This window comes from Dorea sp. AM10-31 (assembly GCF_003435815.1).
Lineage (GTDB): Bacteria > Bacillota > Clostridia > Lachnospirales > Lachnospiraceae > Dorea_D > Dorea_D hominis.
In genome coordinates this window covers 110,134-131,169 of record NZ_QTUV01000008.1, presented here as the reverse complement: position 1 = coordinate 131,169, position 21,036 = coordinate 110,134, and the positions used below count along the sequence as shown (strand labels likewise).

General features: G+C 40.6%; 19 protein-coding genes, 1 other RNA gene and 1 pseudogene. 2 read left to right on the top strand and 19 right to left on the bottom strand.

The annotated features are described in order from the left end of the window. Window positions 1-37: 37 nt before the first annotated feature. From ssrS to DW125_RS11790, 7 genes and pseudogenes are all read right to left on the bottom strand, one after another. A non-coding RNA gene (gene ssrS / locus DW125_RS11820) (6S RNA) lies at window positions 38-221 on the bottom strand. A 47-nt stretch (window positions 222-268) separates the two neighbouring features. Continuing rightward, on the bottom strand, window positions 269-1,873 hold the full coding sequence (gene pckA / locus DW125_RS11815) for a phosphoenolpyruvate carboxykinase (ATP) (RefSeq protein WP_021861248.1): 1,605 nt from the start codon (window positions 1,871-1,873) through the stop codon (window positions 269-271). Between the two features lie 217 nt (window positions 1,874-2,090). Then, window positions 2,091-2,432: a hypothetical protein gene (locus DW125_RS11810; RefSeq protein ID WP_021861247.1), complete on the bottom strand. Its 342-nt coding sequence runs from the start codon at window positions 2,430-2,432 to the stop codon at window positions 2,091-2,093. 42 nt (window positions 2,433-2,474) lie between these two features. Further along, window positions 2,475-3,962: pseudogene (gene thrC / locus DW125_RS11805) on the bottom strand (threonine synthase). Window positions 3,963-3,993: 31 nt separating this feature from the next. Then, on the bottom strand, window positions 3,994-4,485 hold the full coding sequence (locus tag DW125_RS11800; protein ID WP_117538267.1) for a 3-isopropylmalate dehydratase small subunit: 492 nt from the start codon (window positions 4,483-4,485) through the stop codon (window positions 3,994-3,996). Next, window positions 4,485-5,759, bottom strand: coding sequence for a 3-isopropylmalate dehydratase large subunit (leuC, locus tag DW125_RS11795; RefSeq protein WP_117538266.1), 1,275 nt, complete (start codon window positions 5,757-5,759; stop codon window positions 4,485-4,487). Before leuC ends, DW125_RS11800 begins: the two co-directional genes overlap by 1 nt. 20 nt (window positions 5,760-5,779) lie before the next feature. After that, window positions 5,780-7,309 (bottom strand): isopeptide-forming domain-containing fimbrial protein, encoded by a 1,530-nt coding sequence (locus DW125_RS11790; RefSeq protein ID WP_117538265.1) that lies wholly within the window; start codon window positions 7,307-7,309, stop codon window positions 5,780-5,782. A gap of 304 nt (window positions 7,310-7,613) precedes the next feature. On the opposite strand from DW125_RS11790, the gene DW125_RS11785 reads away from it, so the two are divergent. Both DW125_RS11785 and feoB read left to right on the top strand, forming a co-directional pair. Beyond that, window positions 7,614-7,838: a FeoA family protein gene (locus DW125_RS11785; protein WP_021861242.1), complete on the top strand. Its 225-nt coding sequence runs from the start codon at window positions 7,614-7,616 to the stop codon at window positions 7,836-7,838. 1 nt (window position 7,839) lies between these two features. Beyond that, window positions 7,840-9,930, top strand: coding sequence for a ferrous iron transport protein B (gene feoB / locus DW125_RS11780; RefSeq protein WP_117538264.1), 2,091 nt, complete (start codon window positions 7,840-7,842; stop codon window positions 9,928-9,930). A 132-nt stretch (window positions 9,931-10,062) separates the two neighbouring features. On the opposite strand, the gene DW125_RS11775 is transcribed toward feoB, so the two are convergent. The 12 genes from DW125_RS11775 to DW125_RS11720 form a co-directional block, all read right to left on the bottom strand. Next, window positions 10,063-10,890: a PHP domain-containing protein gene (locus tag DW125_RS11775; RefSeq protein WP_117538263.1), complete on the bottom strand. Its 828-nt coding sequence runs from the start codon at window positions 10,888-10,890 to the stop codon at window positions 10,063-10,065. 87 nt (window positions 10,891-10,977) lie between these two features. After that, window positions 10,978-11,172 (bottom strand): hypothetical protein, encoded by a 195-nt coding sequence (locus tag DW125_RS11770; RefSeq protein WP_117538262.1) that lies wholly within the window; start codon window positions 11,170-11,172, stop codon window positions 10,978-10,980. Window positions 11,173-11,238: 66 nt separating this feature from the next. After that, complete coding sequence (locus DW125_RS11765; RefSeq protein WP_117538261.1) at window positions 11,239-11,976, bottom strand: TMEM198/TM7SF3 family protein; 738 nt, start codon at window positions 11,974-11,976, stop codon at window positions 11,239-11,241. Between the two features lie 50 nt (window positions 11,977-12,026). Then, the gene (locus DW125_RS11760) at window positions 12,027-12,545 is read right to left on the bottom strand and encodes a DUF6465 family protein (RefSeq protein WP_021861237.1); all 519 of its coding nucleotides are present in this window, start codon (window positions 12,543-12,545) and stop codon (window positions 12,027-12,029) included. Between the two features lie 106 nt (window positions 12,546-12,651). Further along, window positions 12,652-13,512, bottom strand: a complete 861-nt coding sequence (locus tag DW125_RS11755; protein ID WP_117538260.1) for a YitT family protein — start codon at window positions 13,510-13,512, stop codon at window positions 12,652-12,654. Window positions 13,513-13,553: 41 nt separating this feature from the next. Then, window positions 13,554-14,063 (bottom strand): transcription repressor NadR, encoded by a 510-nt coding sequence (locus DW125_RS11750; protein WP_117538259.1) that lies wholly within the window; start codon window positions 14,061-14,063, stop codon window positions 13,554-13,556. A gap of 69 nt (window positions 14,064-14,132) precedes the next feature. Then, window positions 14,133-16,445: an ABC transporter permease gene (locus DW125_RS11745; RefSeq protein WP_117538258.1), complete on the bottom strand. Its 2,313-nt coding sequence runs from the start codon at window positions 16,443-16,445 to the stop codon at window positions 14,133-14,135. A gap of 13 nt (window positions 16,446-16,458) precedes the next feature. After that, window positions 16,459-17,157 (bottom strand): ABC transporter ATP-binding protein, encoded by a 699-nt coding sequence (locus DW125_RS11740; RefSeq protein ID WP_117538257.1) that lies wholly within the window; start codon window positions 17,155-17,157, stop codon window positions 16,459-16,461. Window positions 17,158-17,353: 196 nt separating this feature from the next. After that, entirely contained in the window at window positions 17,354-18,676 is a 1,323-nt protein-coding gene (locus tag DW125_RS11735; RefSeq protein ID WP_117538256.1) for a sodium-dependent transporter, read from the bottom strand. 22 nt (window positions 18,677-18,698) lie between these two features. Then, the gene (locus DW125_RS11730) at window positions 18,699-18,920 is read right to left on the bottom strand and encodes a tautomerase family protein (RefSeq protein WP_021861231.1); all 222 of its coding nucleotides are present in this window, start codon (window positions 18,918-18,920) and stop codon (window positions 18,699-18,701) included. Between the two features lie 268 nt (window positions 18,921-19,188). Continuing rightward, window positions 19,189-19,851: a hypothetical protein gene (locus DW125_RS11725; RefSeq protein WP_147323703.1), complete on the bottom strand. Its 663-nt coding sequence runs from the start codon at window positions 19,849-19,851 to the stop codon at window positions 19,189-19,191. Window positions 19,852-19,938: 87 nt separating this feature from the next. Continuing rightward, window positions 19,939-21,036, bottom strand: coding sequence for a zinc ribbon domain-containing protein (locus tag DW125_RS11720; protein ID WP_117538254.1), 1,098 nt, complete (start codon window positions 21,034-21,036; stop codon window positions 19,939-19,941).

The window sequence follows — 21,036 nt, the reverse complement described above, 5'->3', positions numbered from 1 at the left end:
TATCGCTAATCGTTCTGCGGCATCTGCCTTATCTTCTGTATTCCCCAAAATGCCGGTTTCTGTATTTTGACTCCTAGCCATCCGCTAGGTGGGTGTCCGCATCTGCTTTTCTGCCTTCCCCTGCATAAATGAGGGCTTGACATATTACAGAGATAATAAGAGTCCCGTTTAAAGTATTGTAGGTTCAAAATAACAGAAGTTATCGAACATTTCAGGTTTCCAACTGAGATTATTATACTCCAATAATCTCTATTTTACAACTGTTTTCTTATAACTGTGGTCCGGCAGATACAAGTGCCTTACCATCTTCGTTACCTTCATATTTAGCAAAGTTCTTAACAAATCTTCCTGCGAGGTCTTTTGCCTTTGTCTCCCACTCTGTTGCATCGACATAAGTATCTCTTGGATCAAGGATTCCTGTATCAACGCCCGGGAGCTCTGTCGGAACTTCGAAGTTGAAGTATGGAATTGTCTTTGTCGGTGCATTCTTAATATCTCCGCTTAAGATTGCATCAATGATTCCACGAGTATCTTTGATAGAGATACGTTTTCCTGTTCCATTCCATCCTGTATTAACAAGATATGCTTTTGCTCCGTTAGCTTTCATCTTTTTAACTAATTCGTGAGCATATTTTGTCGGATGTAACTCCAGGAATGCCTGTCCGAAACAAGCTGAGAATGTCGGTGTAGGCTCTGTGATTCCACGCTCTGTTCCTGCAAGTTTTGCTGTAAATCCTGACAGGAAGTAATATTCTGTCTGCTCCGGAGTTAATACAGATACCGGAGGAAGTACTCCAAATGCATCTGCTGACAGGAAGATTACATTCTTAGCTGCCGGTGCTGCTGATATCGGACGTACGATCTTCTCAATGTGATCGATTGGATAAGATACACGCGTATTCTCTGTCACGCTCTTATCTGCGAAATCAATCTTACCATCTTTGTCCAGTGTAACATTTTCAAGAAGTGCGTTACGTTTGATTGCATTATAAATATCCGGCTCAGACTCTTTATCCAGGTTGATAACTTTTGCGTAACATCCACCTTCAAAGTTAAATACTCCATTATCATCCCATCCGTGCTCGTCATCACCGATCAGAAGTCTCTTCGGATCAGTAGAAAGCGTTGTCTTACCTGTTCCGGAAAGTCCGAAGAAGATTGCTGTATTCTCTCCGTTCATATCTGTATTTGCTGAGCAGTGCATAGATGCAATACCTTTTAATGGCAGATAGTAGTTCATCATAGAGAACATACCTTTCTTCATCTCTCCACCATACCATGTATTGATGATTACCTGCTCACGGCTTGTGATGTTGAATACTACTGCTGTCTCAGAATTCAGTCCTAATTCTTTATAGTTCTCAACTTTTGCTTTTGACGCATTGTAAACAACGAAGTCCGGCTCAAAATCCTTCAGTTCTTCTTCTGTTGGTTTGATAAACATATTTGTTACAAAGTGTGCCTGCCATGCAACTTCTACGATAAAGCGGATTGCCATACGTGTATCTTTGTTTGCACCGCAGAATGCATCTACAACATAAAGTTTCTTGTCGGAAAGTTCTTTCTGTGCAATCTCTTTTACAGCTTTCCATGTCTCTTCTGATGCCGGGTGGTTATCATTTTTATACTCATCAGAGGTCCACCATACCGTATCTTTGGAATTTTCATCCATTACGATATATTTATCTTTTGGCGAACGACCGGTATAGATACCTGTCATTACATTCACTGCTCCGAGTTCGCTCTCCTGTCCTTTTTCATAACCTTCAAGTTCAGGTTTTGTTTCTTCTTCAAATAACATCTCATAAGAAGGATTATAAACAATCTCTGTAGTTCCTGTAATTCCATACTTGCTTAAATCGATTTTTGCCATTTTACATTAACCTCTTTTCTTCATTATTTACATTGTCCTGTCTGTGCACGACAACATTTGCTCCTATTATCTCATTTACTCCAAAAAAAGTCAAGACTTTAACAATCTTTTTTCGAAAGTTTTAGACATTTTTTATGCATTTATCTTCCTTTTTTCGTTAAATCCTTGTCTATGGTATTTAAAAAATGCAAGATTGCATACGCAATCTTGCATTTCCTTATGCTTTAAAATATTTATTATTGATTTTTTTAATCATTACAGCGTAAATCACAAGCGCAACGATCGTAATGGTCATGAAAACATAAAATACCGTCTTCGCTTCTCCGATATAAGTGTTATACAGATCGGAAGCACCATATAAAGTTGCTGCAATACCAAGTATTAAAAGTGGCGGCAATGCCTCCTTACAGTATCCATCCAGATCTTTGCACTTTTTAATATTCACGTTTTTCGGAAGTAAGATCGTCCGGTTGATCTCATGTTTGAATCTCAGCATGTAACATCCATACAGGCAATACAATCCGAGTCCCAGACCTATTACTCCAAATACACCTTCCATTCTTCGTTATCCTCCGTATCTTCTGTATTTCTCTTCTTTTGACTAACGGTTCAGGATCTGTTTTACAGTCTCTTCCATCTGATCTACATCACATTCGATATTATGCAGGACATTTGCATCCAGAATGTCTTTGATTGCCTGCGGCATACCGACCTGTGAAAGCTCCTGCAATTTCGGAAGCAGTGCAAATTCATCTTCTTCTGCATATTTTGCATCAATTGCTGTCATAACGCTCTTCACGAATTTGTATGGGCTTGCTGTGGACGCGATCAGATATTTCTTGCCTGTCTTTTCTGACTGTTCATACCGGCTGCATACATAAGATGCAACTGCTGTATGTGTATCCATCACATAACCGGTCTTATCATAGACATCATGGATCTGCTCTGCCGTCTCGTCCTCTGTGGCATATCCTGCAGCAAAATCAGACAGTTTTGCTTTCATATCTTCCGAAACCGTATACGTTCCATCTTTTTTCAAAGCTTCCATCAGTTCTTTTGTCTTATCGCTGTCCTCGCCTGCAATTACATAGATCAGACGCTCCAGATTGCTGGAAATCAGGATATCCATAGATGGCGATGTTGTCAGCACAAATTCACGGTTCTTATCATAAGTTCCTGTCTGGAAGAAATCAAACAATACTTTATTTTCATTCGATGCACAGATCAGTTTACCAATCGGCACACCCATCTGTTTTGCATAGTAAGCTGCAAGAATATTTCCAAAATTACCTGTCGGAACGACAACTTGTAATTCTTCTCCGTTCGCAAGTTCTTCATTTTCCAAAAGTTTTGCATATGCATATACATAATAAACAACCTGCGGAACCAGGCGTCCGATATTAATAGAGTTGGCTGATGAAAACTGATATCCCTTGCCGTCAAGTTCTTCTGCAAGTTCTTTGTCTTCAAACATTGCTTTGACACCGCTCTGCGCATTGTCAAAATTGCCGTGGATCGCAACAACATCTACATTGCTTCCCTTCTGCGTTACCATCTGAAGTTCCTGTACTTTACTGACACCGTTCTTCGGATAGAACACGATGATCTGTGTTCCTTCCACATCTGCAAATCCTGCCATTGCAGCTTTTCCGGTATCTCCGGATGTCGCTGTCAGGATCACGATCTTATTCTCTACGTGATTCTTCTTCGCAGAAGTCGTAAGGAGATGTGGCAGAATGGAAAGTGCCATATCTTTAAATGCGATGGTTGCACCGTGGAATAACTCCAGATAGTAAGTATCCGATACCTTTACCAAAGATGCAATCTCTTCCGTATCAAACTTGCTGTCATATGCTTTCTCAATGCACCCTTTCAGTTCTCCCTCTGTAAAATCGGCCAGAAACAGCTTCATTACTTCATAAGCAATCTCCTGATAGCTCATACTTTTTAACTGCTCCATAGAAACATCCAGTTTTGGAATCTCTTAAGGTACAAATAAACCGCCATCCGGAGCAAGCCCTTTTAAAATTGCTTCAGATGCAGTTACCTTTAACTCGGAATTCCGGGTACTTTTGTAATGTAGACTCATATTTCCACCTTTCCTTTGGTCTTTCTTGCTATTATTTCTTCTTGCTGTTTGTATATTTTACAAGACCGCCTGCTGCAATCAGTTTCTGCATGAATTCCGGGAATGGCTGTCCCTGGAATTCTGTTCCTTTTGTACGGTTGTAAATCTTACCACTGTCGAAATCTACTTCCACTTCATCGCCTGCTTCGATTCCTCTTGCAGCTTCCGGACATTCGATGATCGGCAGTCCGATATTAATAGAATTACGGTAAAAAATTCTTGCAAATGTCTCTGCGATCACGCAGCTTACTCCTGCAGTCTTAAGACAGAGCGGTGCATGCTCTCTGGATGAGCCACATCCGAAGTTCTTATTTGCCACGATCAGATCTCCCGGTTTTACTTTATTCACAAAGTCCGGATCAATGTCTGCCATTGCATGACTTGCCAGCTCCTGCGCGTCAAATGAATTCAGGTATCTTGCCGGAATGATTACATCTGTGTCTACGTTGTCTCCATATTTAAATACATGTCCTAATGCCTTCATTATCTGTCACCCACTTTCTCCGGATTTGCAATACATCCTGCGATCGCACTTGCTGCTGCTACTTCCGGCGATGCAAGATAAATCAAGGAATCTACATGTCCCATTCTTCCTACAAAATTACGGTTTGTTGTAGATACACACTTTTCTCCTGCTGCCATAACGCCCATATGTCCGCCCATACACGGTCCACAGCTTGGTGTGTTCACGGCACAGCCCGCATCTACGAAAATATCAAGAAGTCCTTCTTTGATACACTGTTTGTAAATTTTCTGTGTTGCCGGAATTACCATTACACGCACATCTTCATGTACTTTATGTCCTTTTAAAATAGCTGCTGCCTTACGCATGTCTTCCATACGTCCATTTGTACAGGATCCGATTACAACCTGATCGATCTTGATCGGTTCCATTGCTTCAATCTCATCGATTGTCTTAGCATTACCCGGAAGGTGTGGGAATGCAACGGTCGGACGTACTTCGGAAAGATTGATCTCAATTACTTCGTCATACTCTGCATCCTCATCCGCTTCATAGACCTGATATGCTTTCTTCGTATGCTCATTAAGATAAGCTTTTGTCTGATCATCTACCGGGAAGATTCCGTTCTTTGCGCCTGCTTCAATCGCCATATTCGCCATTGTAAAACGGTCATCCATGGAAAGAGCTGCAATTCCTTCACCTGTGAATTCCATAGATTTGTAAAGTGCTCCGTCCACACCGATCTTACCAATGATATGAATAATAATATCTTTACCGCTCACATAAGGTCCCGGCTGTCCTTTCAGGACAAATTTTAATGCACTTGGCACTTTGAACCAGAGTTCTCCGGTTGCCATACCTGTTGCAATATCAGTTGTTCCGACACCGGTAGAAAATGCCCCCAGTGCTCCATATGTACAGGTATGTGAATCTGCACCGATAATACATTCACCTGCTGCTACAACACCTGCTTCCGGAAGAATCGCATGCTCTACACCGGATTTTCCCTGTTCAAAATACCAGGAAAGTCCTTGATCTTTTGCAAATTCGCGGATTGATTTTGAATTCTCTGCGGATTTAATATCTTTATTCGGCGTAAAATGATCCGGTACAAGTACTACTTTATCTTTGTCAAATACCTTCTCTGCCATCTGTCTGAAAATCGGCAGTGCCATTGGCCCGGTAATATCATTTGCCATAACTACGTCTAACTTTGCTTCTATCAACTGTCCTGCCACAACATGATCAAGACCTGCATGGGCAGCTAATATTTTCTGCGTCATTGTCATTCCCATCACGACAACCTCCTATTCTTCTACTTAGTCTTACGAGCTATTCTACCACAGGTAAATATTACAGTGCAAGAAAGAATACATAAGACCGTAAGAAGTATCAAATCTTGTTCGTCTCCGGTTTTTACAATCTCTTTCTTCTTCACTGACGGTTTTTCTGCCTTTTTCTCTACTTTCACAATCTCAGGTTTCTTCTTTTCTGCCGGTTTTTCCGGTTTCTCCGGTTTTTCTGGTTTCTCTGGTTTTTCCGATTCTTCCACAGTCACGATTTCCGTATCATCCACATCTTCCGCATTATCGGCACGGACGATTACTTCATTTTCAATCTCTTTTCCGAGCAGTTTCTCATCCAGAATTTCCACCTGATAAGTCACTGTGTATTTGTCACCGGAATGAATACTTTCCAGAAAATGTTTTGTTTCAATTGTATATGTGTTCTCTTTTACAGAAATAACCGCGTCAGATACAACGCTTTGATCTTTGTCATACAGAATAATAGAATCCGGAAGAAGTCTCACTCCTTCCGTTAGAATCCGGTCTGTGATCGTAACGCCTGAGGCAACCGCCTTCTCAATCTGCTGCGTCACATCAACCGTATATGTAATCCTGTCACCAACTTTATATTTTTTATCTTCCCGGTCAGCGCTCTTTTCCACTTTAAGTTCCGGCTTTTCAATCCATTGCACCGCAAGACTGGTTGGAATATTATCCGCACTTACCAGTTCCCCGACTCCCAGGTGCTGTCCGCCTGCTCCGGTATTAATCACCAGACTTCTCCAATTCTGTCTGTTTTTCCCATAAATGTTGCCTGTTTTCCACGTCTGGGCATTCCATTTTCCCACCGGACACTTCAAATAAAAACGATCGCCGCCGTAAACCGTCACATTTCCTGTCTTTTTTGTCCCTTTTGTTTCATTTACCAGTATTACATCCGCAGGCAGTTTCAGGACAATTGAATTATCTTCATCGCCCTTGCAGGTGATAGTTTTTGTCTTTTGCACTTTTTCATTTTTATCATAAACAGCCGTCAATGTCTTCTCTGAAAAAGCAATATCCGGATCCGGTATTTTCGGGAATGTCTTAATCTTCGCCGTACAGCTTTTCACTTTCTGCTTCATTGTGTCACTTAATCCCAGAAATGCATCACTTGAATCTTTGCATTCGTCATATACATAGGACAGAATACAATGCGACAGACTGTAAGCTTTTTTCTTCTCCTGCCAGTTTTCTCCAAATACAGGTTTCAAATACTTCTGATACCCCGGATTGCCATACGCATAATACAGTGTTTTACTTAAAAGCGTGTCATTCGTCAATTGTTTTGACATATAGGTTCCGTCATGCGGAGAACTTCGTTTTGGTTCCAGACAATATCCAAGGGTTCCGTCAATATAATAGTAAAACGTTGAATACCCTTCATAAAATACTTCTTCGCCTCTTCTCAGCGACACATCTTTCGCCTCACTTTTTACCGCCGGCACGCAACAGAAAACCAGACAAAGCACCGCCAGAAACCGCACAAAAGGACTCCATGGGAAATTTCTTTTTTTCATAAGCACTACTCCTTCTTCAATTGTAAAATTAAATTGCTAAAACCAGTTACTGTAACTGCCCTCCTTTCCTTTTATGATTTCTCGTTTTGTGAAATTCGGGAAGATCATTTCCCTGTCGGGGGATTCCCCGTACGAATATTGATTATAAAGAATCATCAGAACTTCTTAAGACGAGTGTATTAATCATATAGATGTTTTACACATTTGTCAATACTTTTTAGATTGATATATTCTCTTAAAAATGATATTATAAAAGAATTATTATAGATAATATTTATCATTAACATTAGAGAGGAATACATACATGACATTAAAACAGGGAAACAGTAATACTTCCTATCAGGTTGTTTCCATTCAACTGGAAGAAAAACTGGAACGCCGTCTGGAAGCCTTGGGACTTACGGAAGGCAGTACTATCACAATAATGAATAATCAGAAAAAAGGCTCACTCACTGTGAAATTCCGCGGAACACGTTTTGCTCTCGGAAAAAGAATTGCCAATCATATTGAAGTAAAGGAGCAAAACTGACATGGGACTTGCAGACACAAGAGAAAAAAATAACCAGACTAATAACAACAGCAAAATTATCAATGTCGGATTCATCGGGAATCCAAACTGCGGAAAGACAACGCTTTTTAATGCGTACACAGGTGCGAATTTAAAAGTTGCAAACTGGCCCGGCGTAACTGTTGAAAAGAAAGAAGGAAAAACCTTTTACAAAGGGCAGGAATTTCGTCTGATCGATCTTCCCGGCATTTACAGTCTCTCATCTTATACAATGGAAGAAACTGTATCCAGAGACTGTATTTTAAGTGATGAAGTAGATGTCATTGTAGACGTCATTGATGCTTCCAGTCTTGAACGCAATCTCTATTTAACATTGCAGCTTCTTGAACTTGGCAAGCCGGTTGTACTGGCGCTCAATATGATGGATATCGTTGAAGAACGCGGGCTGGAATTAGATCTTCACCGGCTTCCGGAAATGCTCGGCATACCAGTCATTCCGGTTTCTGCACGCAAACGCACCGGACTATCTATCTTAATGCATGCTGTAGCACATCATAATGATCCTGATGTTCAGGATCCGTTGATTCATCATCACACTGGGAAGTCTTCTAATCACCGACATGATCACCATTCTGAATATGCAATGGTTTACAACGATGAAATCGAAGACAAAATTGATCTCCTGATCAGCCGTCTTTCAAAAAAATATCCGGATATGACAAACAAACGCTGGCATGCGATCAAACTTCTCGAAAACGATCCTGATATCCGCAAACGTCATCCAATTGACTGCGCCGATATTATTGAGCGAAGCTACGAAAAAGATATGATCAATCAGAAATATGATTTTATTGAAGAAGTGATCGGTGAAGTCCTCGTTGGTAAATCAAAAAAAGAGGCAGCTACAGATAAGATAGATTCTTACCTGACGAATCGGTTTCTGGGACTTCCAATCTTCCTTGGCATTATGGCAATTGTATTTTTCCTGACATTTACAATTGGTGATTTTCTGAAAGGATATTTTGAAATTGCATTAGACTACCTGACATCCGGTGCATCTGCCCTTTTACAGGCACTACATGTACACCCGATGCTTTCATCGCTCATCACGGACGGAATCATTTCCGGTGTAGGCGGGATCTTAACTTTTTTGCCAAATATTTTTATTCTCTTCCTGGCACTGGCGTTTTTGGAGGACAGTGGCTATATGGCAAGAGTTGCTTTTGTAATGGATGATATTATGAGCCATCTCGGACTGTCCGGAAAAGCTTTTCTGCCATTACTTCTGGGATTTGGCTGTTCCGTTCCCGCTGTTATGGCATCCAGGGCTTTAGAGCATCCGAAAGACCGGTTCAAAACAATTTTGATCACACCATTTATGTCCTGCAGTGCAAGACTTCCGATTTACGTCCTGTTCTCATCCATGTTTTTTGGAGAACACGCAATGCTCGCCTGCTACTCTTTGTACATACTTGGAATTTTGATTGCGATCACAACCGCCTATATCCTTTCTCGTATAGACGGTTCAAAAGCCGATCATGCACTGTTGATCGAGCTTCCAGAATACAAGTCACCAAATGCACACACCATTGCAATTTATGTATGGGAAAAGATCAAAGACTACCTGACAAAAGCTGGAACCGTTATTTTCCTGGCATCTGTTCTGATGTGGATTATTTTAAATTTCGGTCCGACCGGATATGTAACAGATATCAGTCTGAGTTTCGGATCCTATATTGGGAAAGCAATCGTCCCGCTCTTTCGGCCTGTCGGTCTTGGATACTGGCAGATCATTGTCGCACTGATTGCCGGAATTGCCGCAAAAGAAGTGGTTGTGTCCAGTTGCAGTGTCCTTTTCGGGATACAGAATATTACAACCGCACATGGCATGACAACCATGTCTGCCACTTTGGGTACTCTTGGATTCGGTCCTGCAAACGCATACGCTCTTATGGTTTTTTGTTTGCTTTATGTACCATGCACTGCTACCATCGCAACGATTCATAGAGAATTGAACAGTTGGAAATCTACTATATCTATTCTTCTCTATCAATTAGTTACTGCATGGACATGCAGCTGCATTGCTTACCACGTCTGCTCTTTATTATTTTAATCTTGTCTGCGTAAGATTGAAATTTAAAATACTGCACTGACAGGCTTTCCATTAATAGTATTACAGTTGCAAAGGCACATATACGGATTCTTTAATCTTGTATATGTGCCTTTCTCTTTCTCTCAGAAATATCTAAGAATTATGCTCTTTTAAATATTGAATCTCGATTGGATCGATCGGATCCATTGGATTTTCAATCTTACCTTTTTTCCGTCTCTTTCTTCTCTTCAGCAATTCGCCGCCTTTGTTATAAAACCAGAATGAATATGCCAAAAGCTTGCTTGCTTTTCCAATCCTGTCTTTCGTTGTCTTATCGTACAGTTTCCCTCCTGCTTCTATCGGTACTTTCTTCCGTATCAGTGCAATCAACTCTGTCTCACAGGTGACACGCTCCGGAAGAATCGTATATCCCATGGAAACACAATTCAGCTTATGAGAATCACTTCCTCCGATCCCCGGTTTCTTATACTTCTGCGCCAGCTTCCTTGCACCTTCATTCGATGCTTCCGGTTCGCAGGCGTTAAATGCTTCAATAAAATCAAAACGCTTGATAATCTCCGGTGAACGATAATATCTCTTTGTATTCGTAAAGCTCATATATTTCTCGCCACACGGATGTGCCGGTCCTAAAATTCCGCCATGCCTATGCACAAAATCGATCAGCATAGCTACTGGCATTCCACGCATCTCAAGCAAACGCATCTTCACACCTTCCGGCATAATGCAGATGATATGTCCTGCATCACAGGTGTCATACTCGATGCCTTTGAGTACAACAAAATCTTCGTACGCCTTGCCTTTCATCTCGTTCTTCCAGTATCTGTATCCTTTATACGTATCATGGTCGGTGATCAACATTCCGTCAAATCCGTGTGCTTTCAGTTTTGTAATATATTCGTCCAGACTCACTCTGCTGTCAACAGAACCTTCCTTCACATGACAATGCATATCCAGCTTCATAAACAAGCCTCCTTTGCATGAACTTGATTTTATTATATCACATATCATGCAAAATACAACTGATCCGGACTTCTGCCTGTATTTCCCTCAAAACGCTTTTTTTGATTCTTTCGTTCCTGTCACACTACAGCAGAGAATAAGACCTGTACACCAGATCAGAAAATACAGACAATTCGGCAGCTCAACTGCTGTGAAACCAAATAAAAAAGCTGCCATCATCTGAACAAGCACGCCTGTTATCATCTTGCTGTTTTGTAAAAATCTCCTTATAATTCTTCTCATAAAAAAGCACCTCTCCTTCTATAATTCAATACTATAGCAGAAGAGGTGTCTCATAAAACGGACTACTTACTCATCATCTTCATCCGTATCATCATCAAAATCATCCAGTATCATTCTTGCTTTCTCAACTTCTGACTCCACGGAATCCTGTTCTTTTATTTTTTCTGAGAATTTCTTCTCTTTTTTGCCAAGTTTTCTTGACTGCATCATAAACTGTACAATCATGCCGATAATTGCAACAACAACACCGATCACCAGTCTTGCCGCTCCCGCAAACGGAAGATCCACAAGCATTACAACTGCTGTTCCAACACTCATTCCGCCGGCAAATGCTGTTACAACGATCATCAGTGGTTCCGTGAAAATCACCGCAAGTATTGCAAGTATCAGAGATACCACGACATAAATTCCGGCGATCAGTAAACTGTGTGGCATATTCGCCGTCACCGCAATCGCCATAGATACTATAAACACCGTGATAAATATACCCAGTTTATGTAGGAAAAACGCAAGCACAGCCATAACGACAGCACAGCCAAACAGAATAATCATCCCTGTCATCTGAGACGGATGCATAACCTGTACAACTCCGGCTCCGATTGCTGCACCAATGCCGAAGCCACAAAGCGCCGTAAATAATTTTACCAGTTTCAGTCCAAACAGTGCAAGCAGCACTCCAACAATGATCATTGCACCAATAATTCCCATATTCATCCGGCTGTTCGGTGCAAGATCGATAAATGCCTGTTTCATATCGGATGTTTTACTTAAAACGTTCTCTAATAATGTCTTTATTTCATCCATATTCGTCTCTCCTTTTGTCCCTTATCTTCTAATCCCCTGTCTTTCACAGTTTAATATTCTACTGCGCCGGTCTCCTCACTGTTGATTACATAATAAACAGCGCCTTCTTCCGGTTTGACATATAGTTCCAGTGTCTTAATCTCCCCGACTCTCTTTCCCTTTTTCGTCCACGCCTTCTTGACTCTGGCGATCATTTCTTTTTCTTCGACCTGCTTGCCATAATATTCCACAAATGTACGGACTTTCATATCCTTCTTAGATGGTCTCTTTGCAGCAGTCTTCTTCACTGCTTCTTTGGCTCCCTTCACTTCTTTGGCTGCTGTTTTTTTTACAGTCTCTTTGGCTGCTTTCGCCTCTTTTACAGCTGTTCTGGCTGCTGTTTTTGCTGTTGCCTTTATCTCTTTCGCAGTATCGCTGACTTTCTCTGCTACTTTTTCTTCTGCAGACTGTGTCTTCTTCTCCTCTGTAAGCTGCGCTTTTTCTGCCGCTTTTTTCTCCTCTGTAAGCTGCGCTTTTTCTATTGCCGCTTTCATTGCTTCTTTTTTCTTTATTACTCGTTTTCTAGCCATGATATTCCTCCTTACATCGCTACACCAATTTTTTGGTCGCAACTATTATACCATAGCCAGTCATAATTGCAAATTTTTCCTTCGACACATTTCTCATATCTCTGTCTTAATCTGTCGGTTTCTGGTAGAAACGTCCGGATAGCTGCTCTGTCTTCATTACATTGACAAAAGCATGCGGATCGGCTTCTTTGATTGCTTTCATAACCTTTTTAATCTCAGCGCTTGATATAACAGAATAAACGACCTTACGTTCACGGTGTTCATAAGATCCTTCACCTTCCATGATCGTAGCACCGTGATTGCACGTTCTTGCAATTGCTTCATAAACATCTCTTGCGTGATTCGTTACAACAAGCACTGTATTCTGCTGATATTTTTTATACAGCTCATGAAGCACCTGCGTTGACGCATACTGGAAAATAATCGAATACAGCGCTTTATCCCATCCGAACAGTACACCTGCTGCCGCAAGGATGATCACATTCAGTCCAAGAACCATATTCCAGGAATCGATTCCTTTCTTATCTGACAGATAAATTGCAATAAAGTCAGTTCCTCCACTGGTCGCATTGACCGCAAGACACAGGCTGATTGCCAGTCCATTGATCATTCCTCCAAAAATACTGATCAAAAGTGTGTCATACGTGATCGCATATCCCGGCAACATATCTGTCAGCACACTGGTCAATACGATCATCAGACAGGAATACAATGTAAACTTTTTACCGATAAAGCGAAATCCGATATAGATCGGCACTGCATTCAGCAGCACATTGACGAGTGTATATGGAATCGCAATATGGAAAAACAGTTTTGCACTTCGCTGAACAAGAAGTGTAAGTCCTGTCGCACCGCCCGGATACAGTCCTCCGGCACGCACAAACGTCTTAATGTTTAATGCCATCATCAACGCCGCAAAACATACAACTACAATTCGCTTCAAATCTTTTTTTGCTTCAAATTTCATTTTTCCCTCTTCCCCTTGAGGTACAACATCTGTCGATGTCTTTAGTCCTCAACTAAATATCCTTTCTCTCTTAACATATTTTCTATCATGTCCAGTGTCTCTTCACTATCTGCATGCACCTCATGGTAATGATAGTTTGATGTGATATTCTTAAGCGGACTGGATTTGCCACTCCTTATATCTTCCAAAAATTCCCACGCAAGTCTCCGAGACGTAATATGAAGCTTCGCCTCCATCCGTCCATATACTTTATGATTCACAATAACTGTCTCCACGCAGCCTCCCAGATCCACAATTGAATAGAGCTCATCTTCCATCTGTTCATCTGTATGCTGCACTTTAAAAATACGTTTTACACTCTTCGGACTGTTCAGAATATATCCTCTGTTCGTAGATATGATATCATATCCGGCTGCACGCATCAGGGCAATATCCTGAACGATCACCTGACGGCTTACATTGTAAAAGGACGCCAGTTCCTTCCCCGGAACCGGCATCCTGTTTTCCTGCATTGTGGCAATTATCTTATCTCTTCTTTCAGAACCGGTCATACTTTCGTGTTTTCCTCCCACTGCACTATGATGGTTCTATTATACTACAAATATTTTCTGATTCAAACCTTATTCTACATTTTTTAATGCTTCATCCATCGGAACCTTCTGAATCTTTCTGTATTCCAGCGCTGCAACTACTGCATAAGTTACTGCTCCGATTACGAACATTTCTACATAAATCATCGGATCTATCCACAGTGTGATCCAGCCGGAAATACTGGCTAGCATCATCTCCCGAAAGATTATTTTCATAAATGTTTCTTCTATCGGAAAACTGAACAAAAGGCAAAGTATTACAACGATCGATGTTGATAATATATATAACCTGCCAATCTCTCCATTTGTGTATCCAAGAATTTTCGCCATAGATATCGACTGTGCATTTTTCTCTATAATGATCTTGGACAGCAGATAAATGAGTACAAGGAAAATTGCAACTGCAAATCCGTTGACCAGTCCCATCATATTTCCCATCGACACATCCAATTGTCTGGATACTTTTGTAAGTGCACTCAAATCAATGACAGAACCGATATATTTTTCATCAATATCCGTAATCTTTGTTTTTGAAAAATAACCACTGTAATAATCGGTTCCCAGATCAAATGTTTTATTCAGCTTCTGCTGATCCATAAAAACACAGAGTGCACCGCTGTATTGGTAGATTCCTTTTACTTTAAAAGAATAAGTATGTTTTTCGTATTTCTCTTTTAACTTGATCATGTCACCTTTTTTAATCTGGAATTTATCCGCATAGGCGCTTGAAATATAAACGCCATCTTTCGTGTCAACTTTCACATAGTCACTGTCCGGATCCACACCATAAAGCATGATTTCTTCTGTTTTATATTTTCCCGGAAGTGTATCCAGACTGTAAGCACTGAATTCTTCCGCATCCGGATTGTCTGTCTTTGTTCCAGCCGAAAACTCCAGCATGGAAATCAGTCTGTCCAGTTCATTTCCACTTGCCGCTGACACCGGCGCTTCTAACAGATACTGATATTTTGCCAGAAGCCCGTTCTGGATCTCCTCCTGATAATGACTCAGTACTGACGGAAGCAGCAGTCCGAAAAACAGCAGAAGATTTGCAAATAATATACCTGTAAATAATACCAGATAATTACTCTTGTTCTGGAAAATAATTCGCAGCCTGAAGCGATGGAAAATGCTTGTTTTCGGGCTTAAATACATCGCCTTTTTTTTCTTTTTACCAGACAGATCTCTTCTTAAAAACTGTAACGGAGATAATTTTAATTTGTGATGCAATACCATATAATTAATCAGCAACATGATCAACACCGGCACAACCGTTGTCAGCAGAAATGCTTCTCCGTTCCATACAGTTACATAAGTCGGCAGACTGTAACTGCCGTAATACATCCCTGCACATACATTTTTCAGCACCGTATATCCAAGTATATTTCCAATCAGTGCGCCAGCCAGCGTCACGCATATCGGAAGAACCATATAATGATGTATCAGTTCTTTTCTTGTGTAGCCGGATGCCCTGAGCGTTCCGATGACAGCTGCTTCATTTCGTATCGTATTGCTGATCGTCACGCCAAATACAAATGCCATGATCACAATAACCATATAGAGAAGTACAATGATCATCGCACGGTCACTTCCCATGTCCTCTCCGGTGAAATTGATCGCCTGATTCTGATATCTTGGAACGAAGCTCTCCAGCGTAACTTCTTTGCCAATGTTTTCCATCAGGTCTTCCGCTACCTCTTTTTCCGATTTCTCATTCTCTGGTTCCTTGTTGTAAGTCCATGAATAGTTGTATTGACATGCCTTTTTATCCAATGTCTGAAATCCTTTATCCGTCACTATCGCAACACCGAATTTCACTGCATCAAACATCGTATCACTGTTATTCTGGAACAGGCAGCTATAATCAGAAAGTGCCACCAGCCCCGTAATCTTCCATATCTTGCCTTTACTCTTCATTGTATCGCCAACAGCGAGCTTATTGTTATCCGCATACATACGGTCGATTGCCATCTCGTCCGCCTTCTTTGGAAGACTTCCTTTCATAAGACAAACTTTGTTGACCTGTTTCCGATTTTTGAAGAAACGTATGGTGCTTTTGTTGGACATTGTCTGCTCGATATAATAATTTTCATAAAGCTTTATGTCATTTTTTTCTATTTCTTCTTTCTGTGCCGGGTAAATCTTTTCTTTGACACGGAAATTTCCATTTTCAATATTATATTTGGCGAATCCTTCATTATATGCTTTCAGCATACTTCCATCTGCTACAAGGAAGCCGGATACAAATCCGATCGTAGCTACCATCAGAAGGAATACAACCAGGTATTTTCCCAACTCTCCCTTTAATTCCCGCGGGAGTCTTTTACGCAAAGGACTCTTCATCTGTTCGTCCTCCTTACCATTCCAGTTCTGCTGCCGGAATTTTATTCTTATTTAATATATTGCTCCGGATACCACCATCTTTTAATTTTACAACACGGTCTGCCATATCCTTGATCGCATCATTGTGTGTTACCATGATAATAGTATTTCCGTATTTCAGATTCACCTTCTCAATCAGTTTCAATATCTCTTTTGACGTATGATAATCCAAAGCTCCGGTCGGCTCATCACAGAGCAGGATATCCGGATTTTTTACAATGGCACGACCGATCGCGGTACGCTGCTGCTGTCCGCCGGATAACTGATTCGGCAATTTTCTCTGGTGTTCTGTCAGTCCTAGTATATTTAAAAGATCATCCACCGGAAGCGGCTGATCGCTTAAGTACGCTCCTACTTCAATATTTTCCCGCACAGTCAGATTCGGGATCAGATTATACATCTGGAAAATGTATCCAAGGTGCTTTCTGCGGTACAGCGATAATCGTTTCTCCGACATATCTTCCAAACGTTCACCTTCAATTGTGAGGCTTCCGTCATCTGCTCCGTCGATTCCTCCGATAATATTAAGAAGTGTGGACTTTCCAGAACCGGACGGTCCTAAAAGCACACAGAATTCGCCTCTCTCAATCTCCAGATTCAATCCTTTTAATACTTCTACCCGGTTCTCCCCGGAACCAAAAGATTTTTTTATTCCCTCTATTTTTAAAAACATCTCATCCCTCCCTGGATTTTGATTTTGTTTCTCATTTTTATGTTAGTTCGCACTAACTTTTTTGTCAAGTATAAAGATTGTGTCTCGGCACAATCTTTCCCGGAAAGCTTTCTATGTCACAGGAACATTACGGAGTAATTTCCTTTGGCATAGGAAAAGGTCTGTGAAAATATATATTTTCACAGACCTTTTCTTCTTATCCGATACCTCCAAGTGCAATTCCAAGAATCAACACAATGAAACACACCGGTACATATACATATTTACAAATTGTATAGAAAGAAGCGCGATAGTCCTTCTCTCTTCCAAGGTTCACCTGGGCTTCTACATATTTCTTACCGCATACCCAGAAGAACATGATGCCTGCAAGTCCTGCTCCGAGCGGACAGATATATACGGATAAAACGTCCATCCACTGTGACACAATTCCCTGGATTACCAGCGAAACAATCACACCGACCACTGCGATCACACCGCATGCCGGAACACGTGACAAATGCAGTTTCTCCTGCACGGTAGCAATCGGTGCTTCGTAGAGATTGATCAGCGATGTCATACCTGCAAGCAATACTGCCACGAAGAAAATAATTGCGATCACCGGCCCGCCCGGCATGGTCTTAATCAGATTCGGCAGGAAAATAAATAAAAGTCCCGGTCCGCCCTGATTCAGCTGTGCACCTGTTGTTGCCATCGCCGGAATGATCACCAGCGCCGCAAGAATTGCCGCAATCGTATCAAAGAATGCTACTCTTCCCGCAGATGCCGGAATGTCTTCTTCATCTGACAGATACGATCCATAGATCAACGTTCCGTTTCCTGCTACAGACAGGGAAAAGAACGCCTGTCCCAATGCAAAGATCCATGTTGCCGGATCACTGAATGCTTTTGGATCGATCCGGAATATGTAATGATATCCGGCTGATGCCCCCGGCTGAAATGCTACATAAATCCCAAGTATCACAAACAATGCGAAGAATATTGGCATCATAACTTTGTTTGCTTTTTCAATTCCACTTCCGACGCCAAGCATCAGAATCAGCATACATGCAGCCAGTGCAATGATCTGCCATAAATTATTTCCAAATGCAGATGCCATCTGTCCAAACTTTGCACCAAATGCCTCGACATTTTCCGGCTCTAACGTTGCTCCGGTAAATGTTCCTACAGCGTATTTCAAAATCCAGCCCATAACAACCGTATATCCGATTGCCATAGCAAGAGATCCGATCACCGGGATCATTCCCAGTGCTTCTCCGATCTTCCTTCTTCCTCTTTTCTCACATGCGATTCCAAATGCATCGATCGGTCCGGACTTTGCAGCCCTTCCAAAACTCATCTCACCGATCACGCCGGTAGAACCGATCAAAATCACAAACAGAAAATACGGAATCAGGAAAGATCCTCCACCGTACAGCGACACTCTGGTCGGAAACATCCAGATATTGCCCATTCCTACGGCAGAGCCAATGCAGGCGCAGATAAATCCCCACCTACTGCTAAACGACTCTCTCTTATTCATACCTCATTCCCTAATCCGTGCATTACTCTGCACGGAACATCTTTCCGGCATAAATTTTGTCATCCGGTGTTGCTGCACCGACTTCTTCATTCCATTTCTTCGGATCTACATCCTCTACCGAAACTGACAGGTTCTCTGCCGGAATCTGAAGTTCCTCTGCTGCAGTCTTTAATAACTTCTCTGCAAGATTCTTCTTAATTTCATCATTTCTTCCCGGAAACATTTTAACATCGATATGTGGCATAATATTATCCTCCTTGTTTTTTTATTCTTATACCCGTTTTGCATGTAAGCAAACGATATCGTCTGCTTTCTATTGTGCCTAATTTTGCGGGGAATGTCAATCTGTTTAGATATTATTCTGCAATAGAATAAACAATTTCAACCTTATATTTTGTAATTGTCATTTTGCAAAACACCGCTGAATATCAGTCATTAACCTCATATTCAGCGGTATTCTTATTTCCATCTATTTTTTACTAACTCATCATATCTAAAAATCCATTGCTATATTACCAACATTTTTTTGAACGTGTATTAGACCAGGGTCCATATACTGAAATTCCATTTACCTTTTTATAAGCACGAACTTTGAATTTAACTTTCTCAATATCAGATCCTTCTACACTGGCGGATCTATGCGATGTTGATCTTTTAACATACATGTTCCACCATTCACCAGCTAAAGCCGATACCTTACACTGATACCCTTTTGCTCCAGATACTTTACTCCATGTCACTGAATATATCACACCATCCCCATATGGATATGGACCTTTTTCTTTTATCGCTGATAATTTAGGAGCTTTGATTACATTATAAACTTTGTACACACCGTTGTATTTCTTCTGTGACTTTTTGGAAAACTTCGCTTTGATCTTATTAATCTTCCCTGATTTATAATAAATCTTAACTGTTTCTTCGCCATTTTTATCTTCCCACCACATATGACCTTGAAACCGTGTTCCGTATAGTTTTGTCTTCATAATATGAGAGCTGTTGCTTTTCCGGAAAGCTGCTGTCATTGTCCATCCATCTTTTGAAATATTCACAGCAGCGGTATTGCTTCCTTTCTTTAACGCAGCAGACTCTGCATGAACATTTAGTCCACATATCCCAAATATTCCAATCGCCAAACATAAAGTTGCTAAACACTTTACAACTTTTAAATGCATCTTCTTTTTCACTTTTCCTTCCTCCCATTTCTTGTAATATTATTTTTTGTGATTGCATTACCACGTAATAATTATAGAATGCACTTTTTAACTTGCATTCAAATTATATTTTTGATCATTCAATGCATAACACAATTGTCTAACCAGATGTATTGTGTCATCTGCAAAGCCATTTATCGCATGGACCTCAAAATTATTCTTATCTGTCCATACCATTCGAATAGTTTCTCCTGCATCAAGCTTAAAATCGACCGTTTTTGAATTTATTACATTTCCATAATACTCAAAATCATCATAGTCCGGAATATGAATATCAATTTTAACTTCTTTTTCTAAAGTAGGAGTCACTCTGATAGTTGTATGATCATTTTCTGTGTCCAGATTAAGATATTCTGTACTGTATTTTAAAATAAATCCATCCTGCTGTTGCTTCTGCTTAGCTGCAGCTTCCTTTCTTTGTTTTTCCTTTGCTTTTTCTTCAAGTGCTTCCTTATTTTGCGAGGTCTCACATGAAGAATTTTGATTATCGTTTACTTCCTTTTCCAAATCATCTTTTTTATCATCCGATTTATTACTTGTCTCATCCTTTTCTTCCGTAGAATAATCCGGTTTGTATTTGTTTAGATAATTATATAATTTATTCCATTTTCCACCTTCAAAATAATAATTATCCTCTTTATCAATATAAACCAGCAAATCTAAACAATGTTCTTTTTGTGAGGCCTGAAATACTGCATGCGTATCTTCGCCATCAATTGAACTACACATAATATATTCATTTCCCTTATCATCCGATGCAAATCCATCGATAAATGAATCTTTATTTTTATTCTTAATGGCATCAAACACTATTACATCTTTATTCTTTCGCATTGTGTAGGTGCTATATTTGTTATCTGATTCGGTATCAAATGGCCATTCCGCAGTTTTTATAAACTTTGTCAGATTTTCTCTTTCTTCAGCTTTTGCCTTTTGGTTCTGTAAATAATTAATTCCCGCGACAGCCACAACTATCATAATCACTACTATGCAAAGTATGGTTATCTTTCCTTTTTTAGAGGCTCCATTCGCAGCTTTCTTTTTACCTTTCTCCTCATAATCCTCTAACTTCTGCCTGGCTCCGCATTCCGGACAATATTTTTCATTTTTCTCCAACTGCGCCCCACAATTACTACACCATTTCAT

Bases quoted from the DNA above. Each gene is read 5' to 3' on its own strand.
- pckA (WP_021861248.1), bottom strand. From the start codon at position 1,873: ATGGCAAAAATCGATTTAAGCAAGTATGGAATTACAGGAACTACAGAG.
- DW125_RS11810 (WP_021861247.1), bottom strand. From the start codon at position 2,432: ATGGAAGGTGTATTTGGAGTAATAGGTCTGGGACTCGGATTGTATTGC.
- DW125_RS11800 (WP_117538267.1), bottom strand. From the start codon at position 4,485: ATGAAGGCATTAGGACATGTATTTAAATATGGAGACAACGTAGACACA.
- leuC (WP_117538266.1), bottom strand. From the start codon at position 5,759: ATGGGAATGACAATGACGCAGAAAATATTAGCTGCCCATGCAGGTCTT.
- DW125_RS11790 (WP_117538265.1), bottom strand. From the start codon at position 7,309: ATGAAAAAAAGAAATTTCCCATGGAGTCCTTTTGTGCGGTTTCTGGCG.
- DW125_RS11785 (WP_021861242.1), top strand. From the start codon at position 7,614: ATGACATTAAAACAGGGAAACAGTAATACTTCCTATCAGGTTGTTTCC.
- feoB (WP_117538264.1), top strand. From the start codon at position 7,840: ATGGGACTTGCAGACACAAGAGAAAAAAATAACCAGACTAATAACAAC.
- DW125_RS11775 (WP_117538263.1), bottom strand. From the start codon at position 10,890: ATGAAGCTGGATATGCATTGTCATGTGAAGGAAGGTTCTGTTGACAGC.
- DW125_RS11770 (WP_117538262.1), bottom strand. From the start codon at position 11,172: ATGAGAAGAATTATAAGGAGATTTTTACAAAACAGCAAGATGATAACA.
- DW125_RS11765 (WP_117538261.1), bottom strand. From the start codon at position 11,976: ATGGATGAAATAAAGACATTATTAGAGAACGTTTTAAGTAAAACATCC.
- DW125_RS11760 (WP_021861237.1), bottom strand. From the start codon at position 12,545: ATGGCTAGAAAACGAGTAATAAAGAAAAAAGAAGCAATGAAAGCGGCA.
- DW125_RS11755 (WP_117538260.1), bottom strand. From the start codon at position 13,512: ATGAAATTTGAAGCAAAAAAAGATTTGAAGCGAATTGTAGTTGTATGT.
- DW125_RS11750 (WP_117538259.1), bottom strand. From the start codon at position 14,063: ATGACCGGTTCTGAAAGAAGAGATAAGATAATTGCCACAATGCAGGAA.
- DW125_RS11745 (WP_117538258.1), bottom strand. From the start codon at position 16,445: ATGAAGAGTCCTTTGCGTAAAAGACTCCCGCGGGAATTAAAGGGAGAG.
- DW125_RS11740 (WP_117538257.1), bottom strand. From the start codon at position 17,157: ATGTTTTTAAAAATAGAGGGAATAAAAAAATCTTTTGGTTCCGGGGAG.
- DW125_RS11735 (WP_117538256.1), bottom strand. From the start codon at position 18,676: ATGAATAAGAGAGAGTCGTTTAGCAGTAGGTGGGGATTTATCTGCGCC.
- DW125_RS11730 (WP_021861231.1), bottom strand. From the start codon at position 18,920: ATGCCACATATCGATGTTAAAATGTTTCCGGGAAGAAATGATGAAATT.
- DW125_RS11725 (WP_147323703.1), bottom strand. From the start codon at position 19,851: ATGCATTTAAAAGTTGTAAAGTGTTTAGCAACTTTATGTTTGGCGATT.
- DW125_RS11720 (WP_117538254.1), bottom strand. From the start codon at position 21,036: ATGAAATGGTGTAGTAATTGTGGGGCGCAGTTGGAGAAAAATGAAAAA.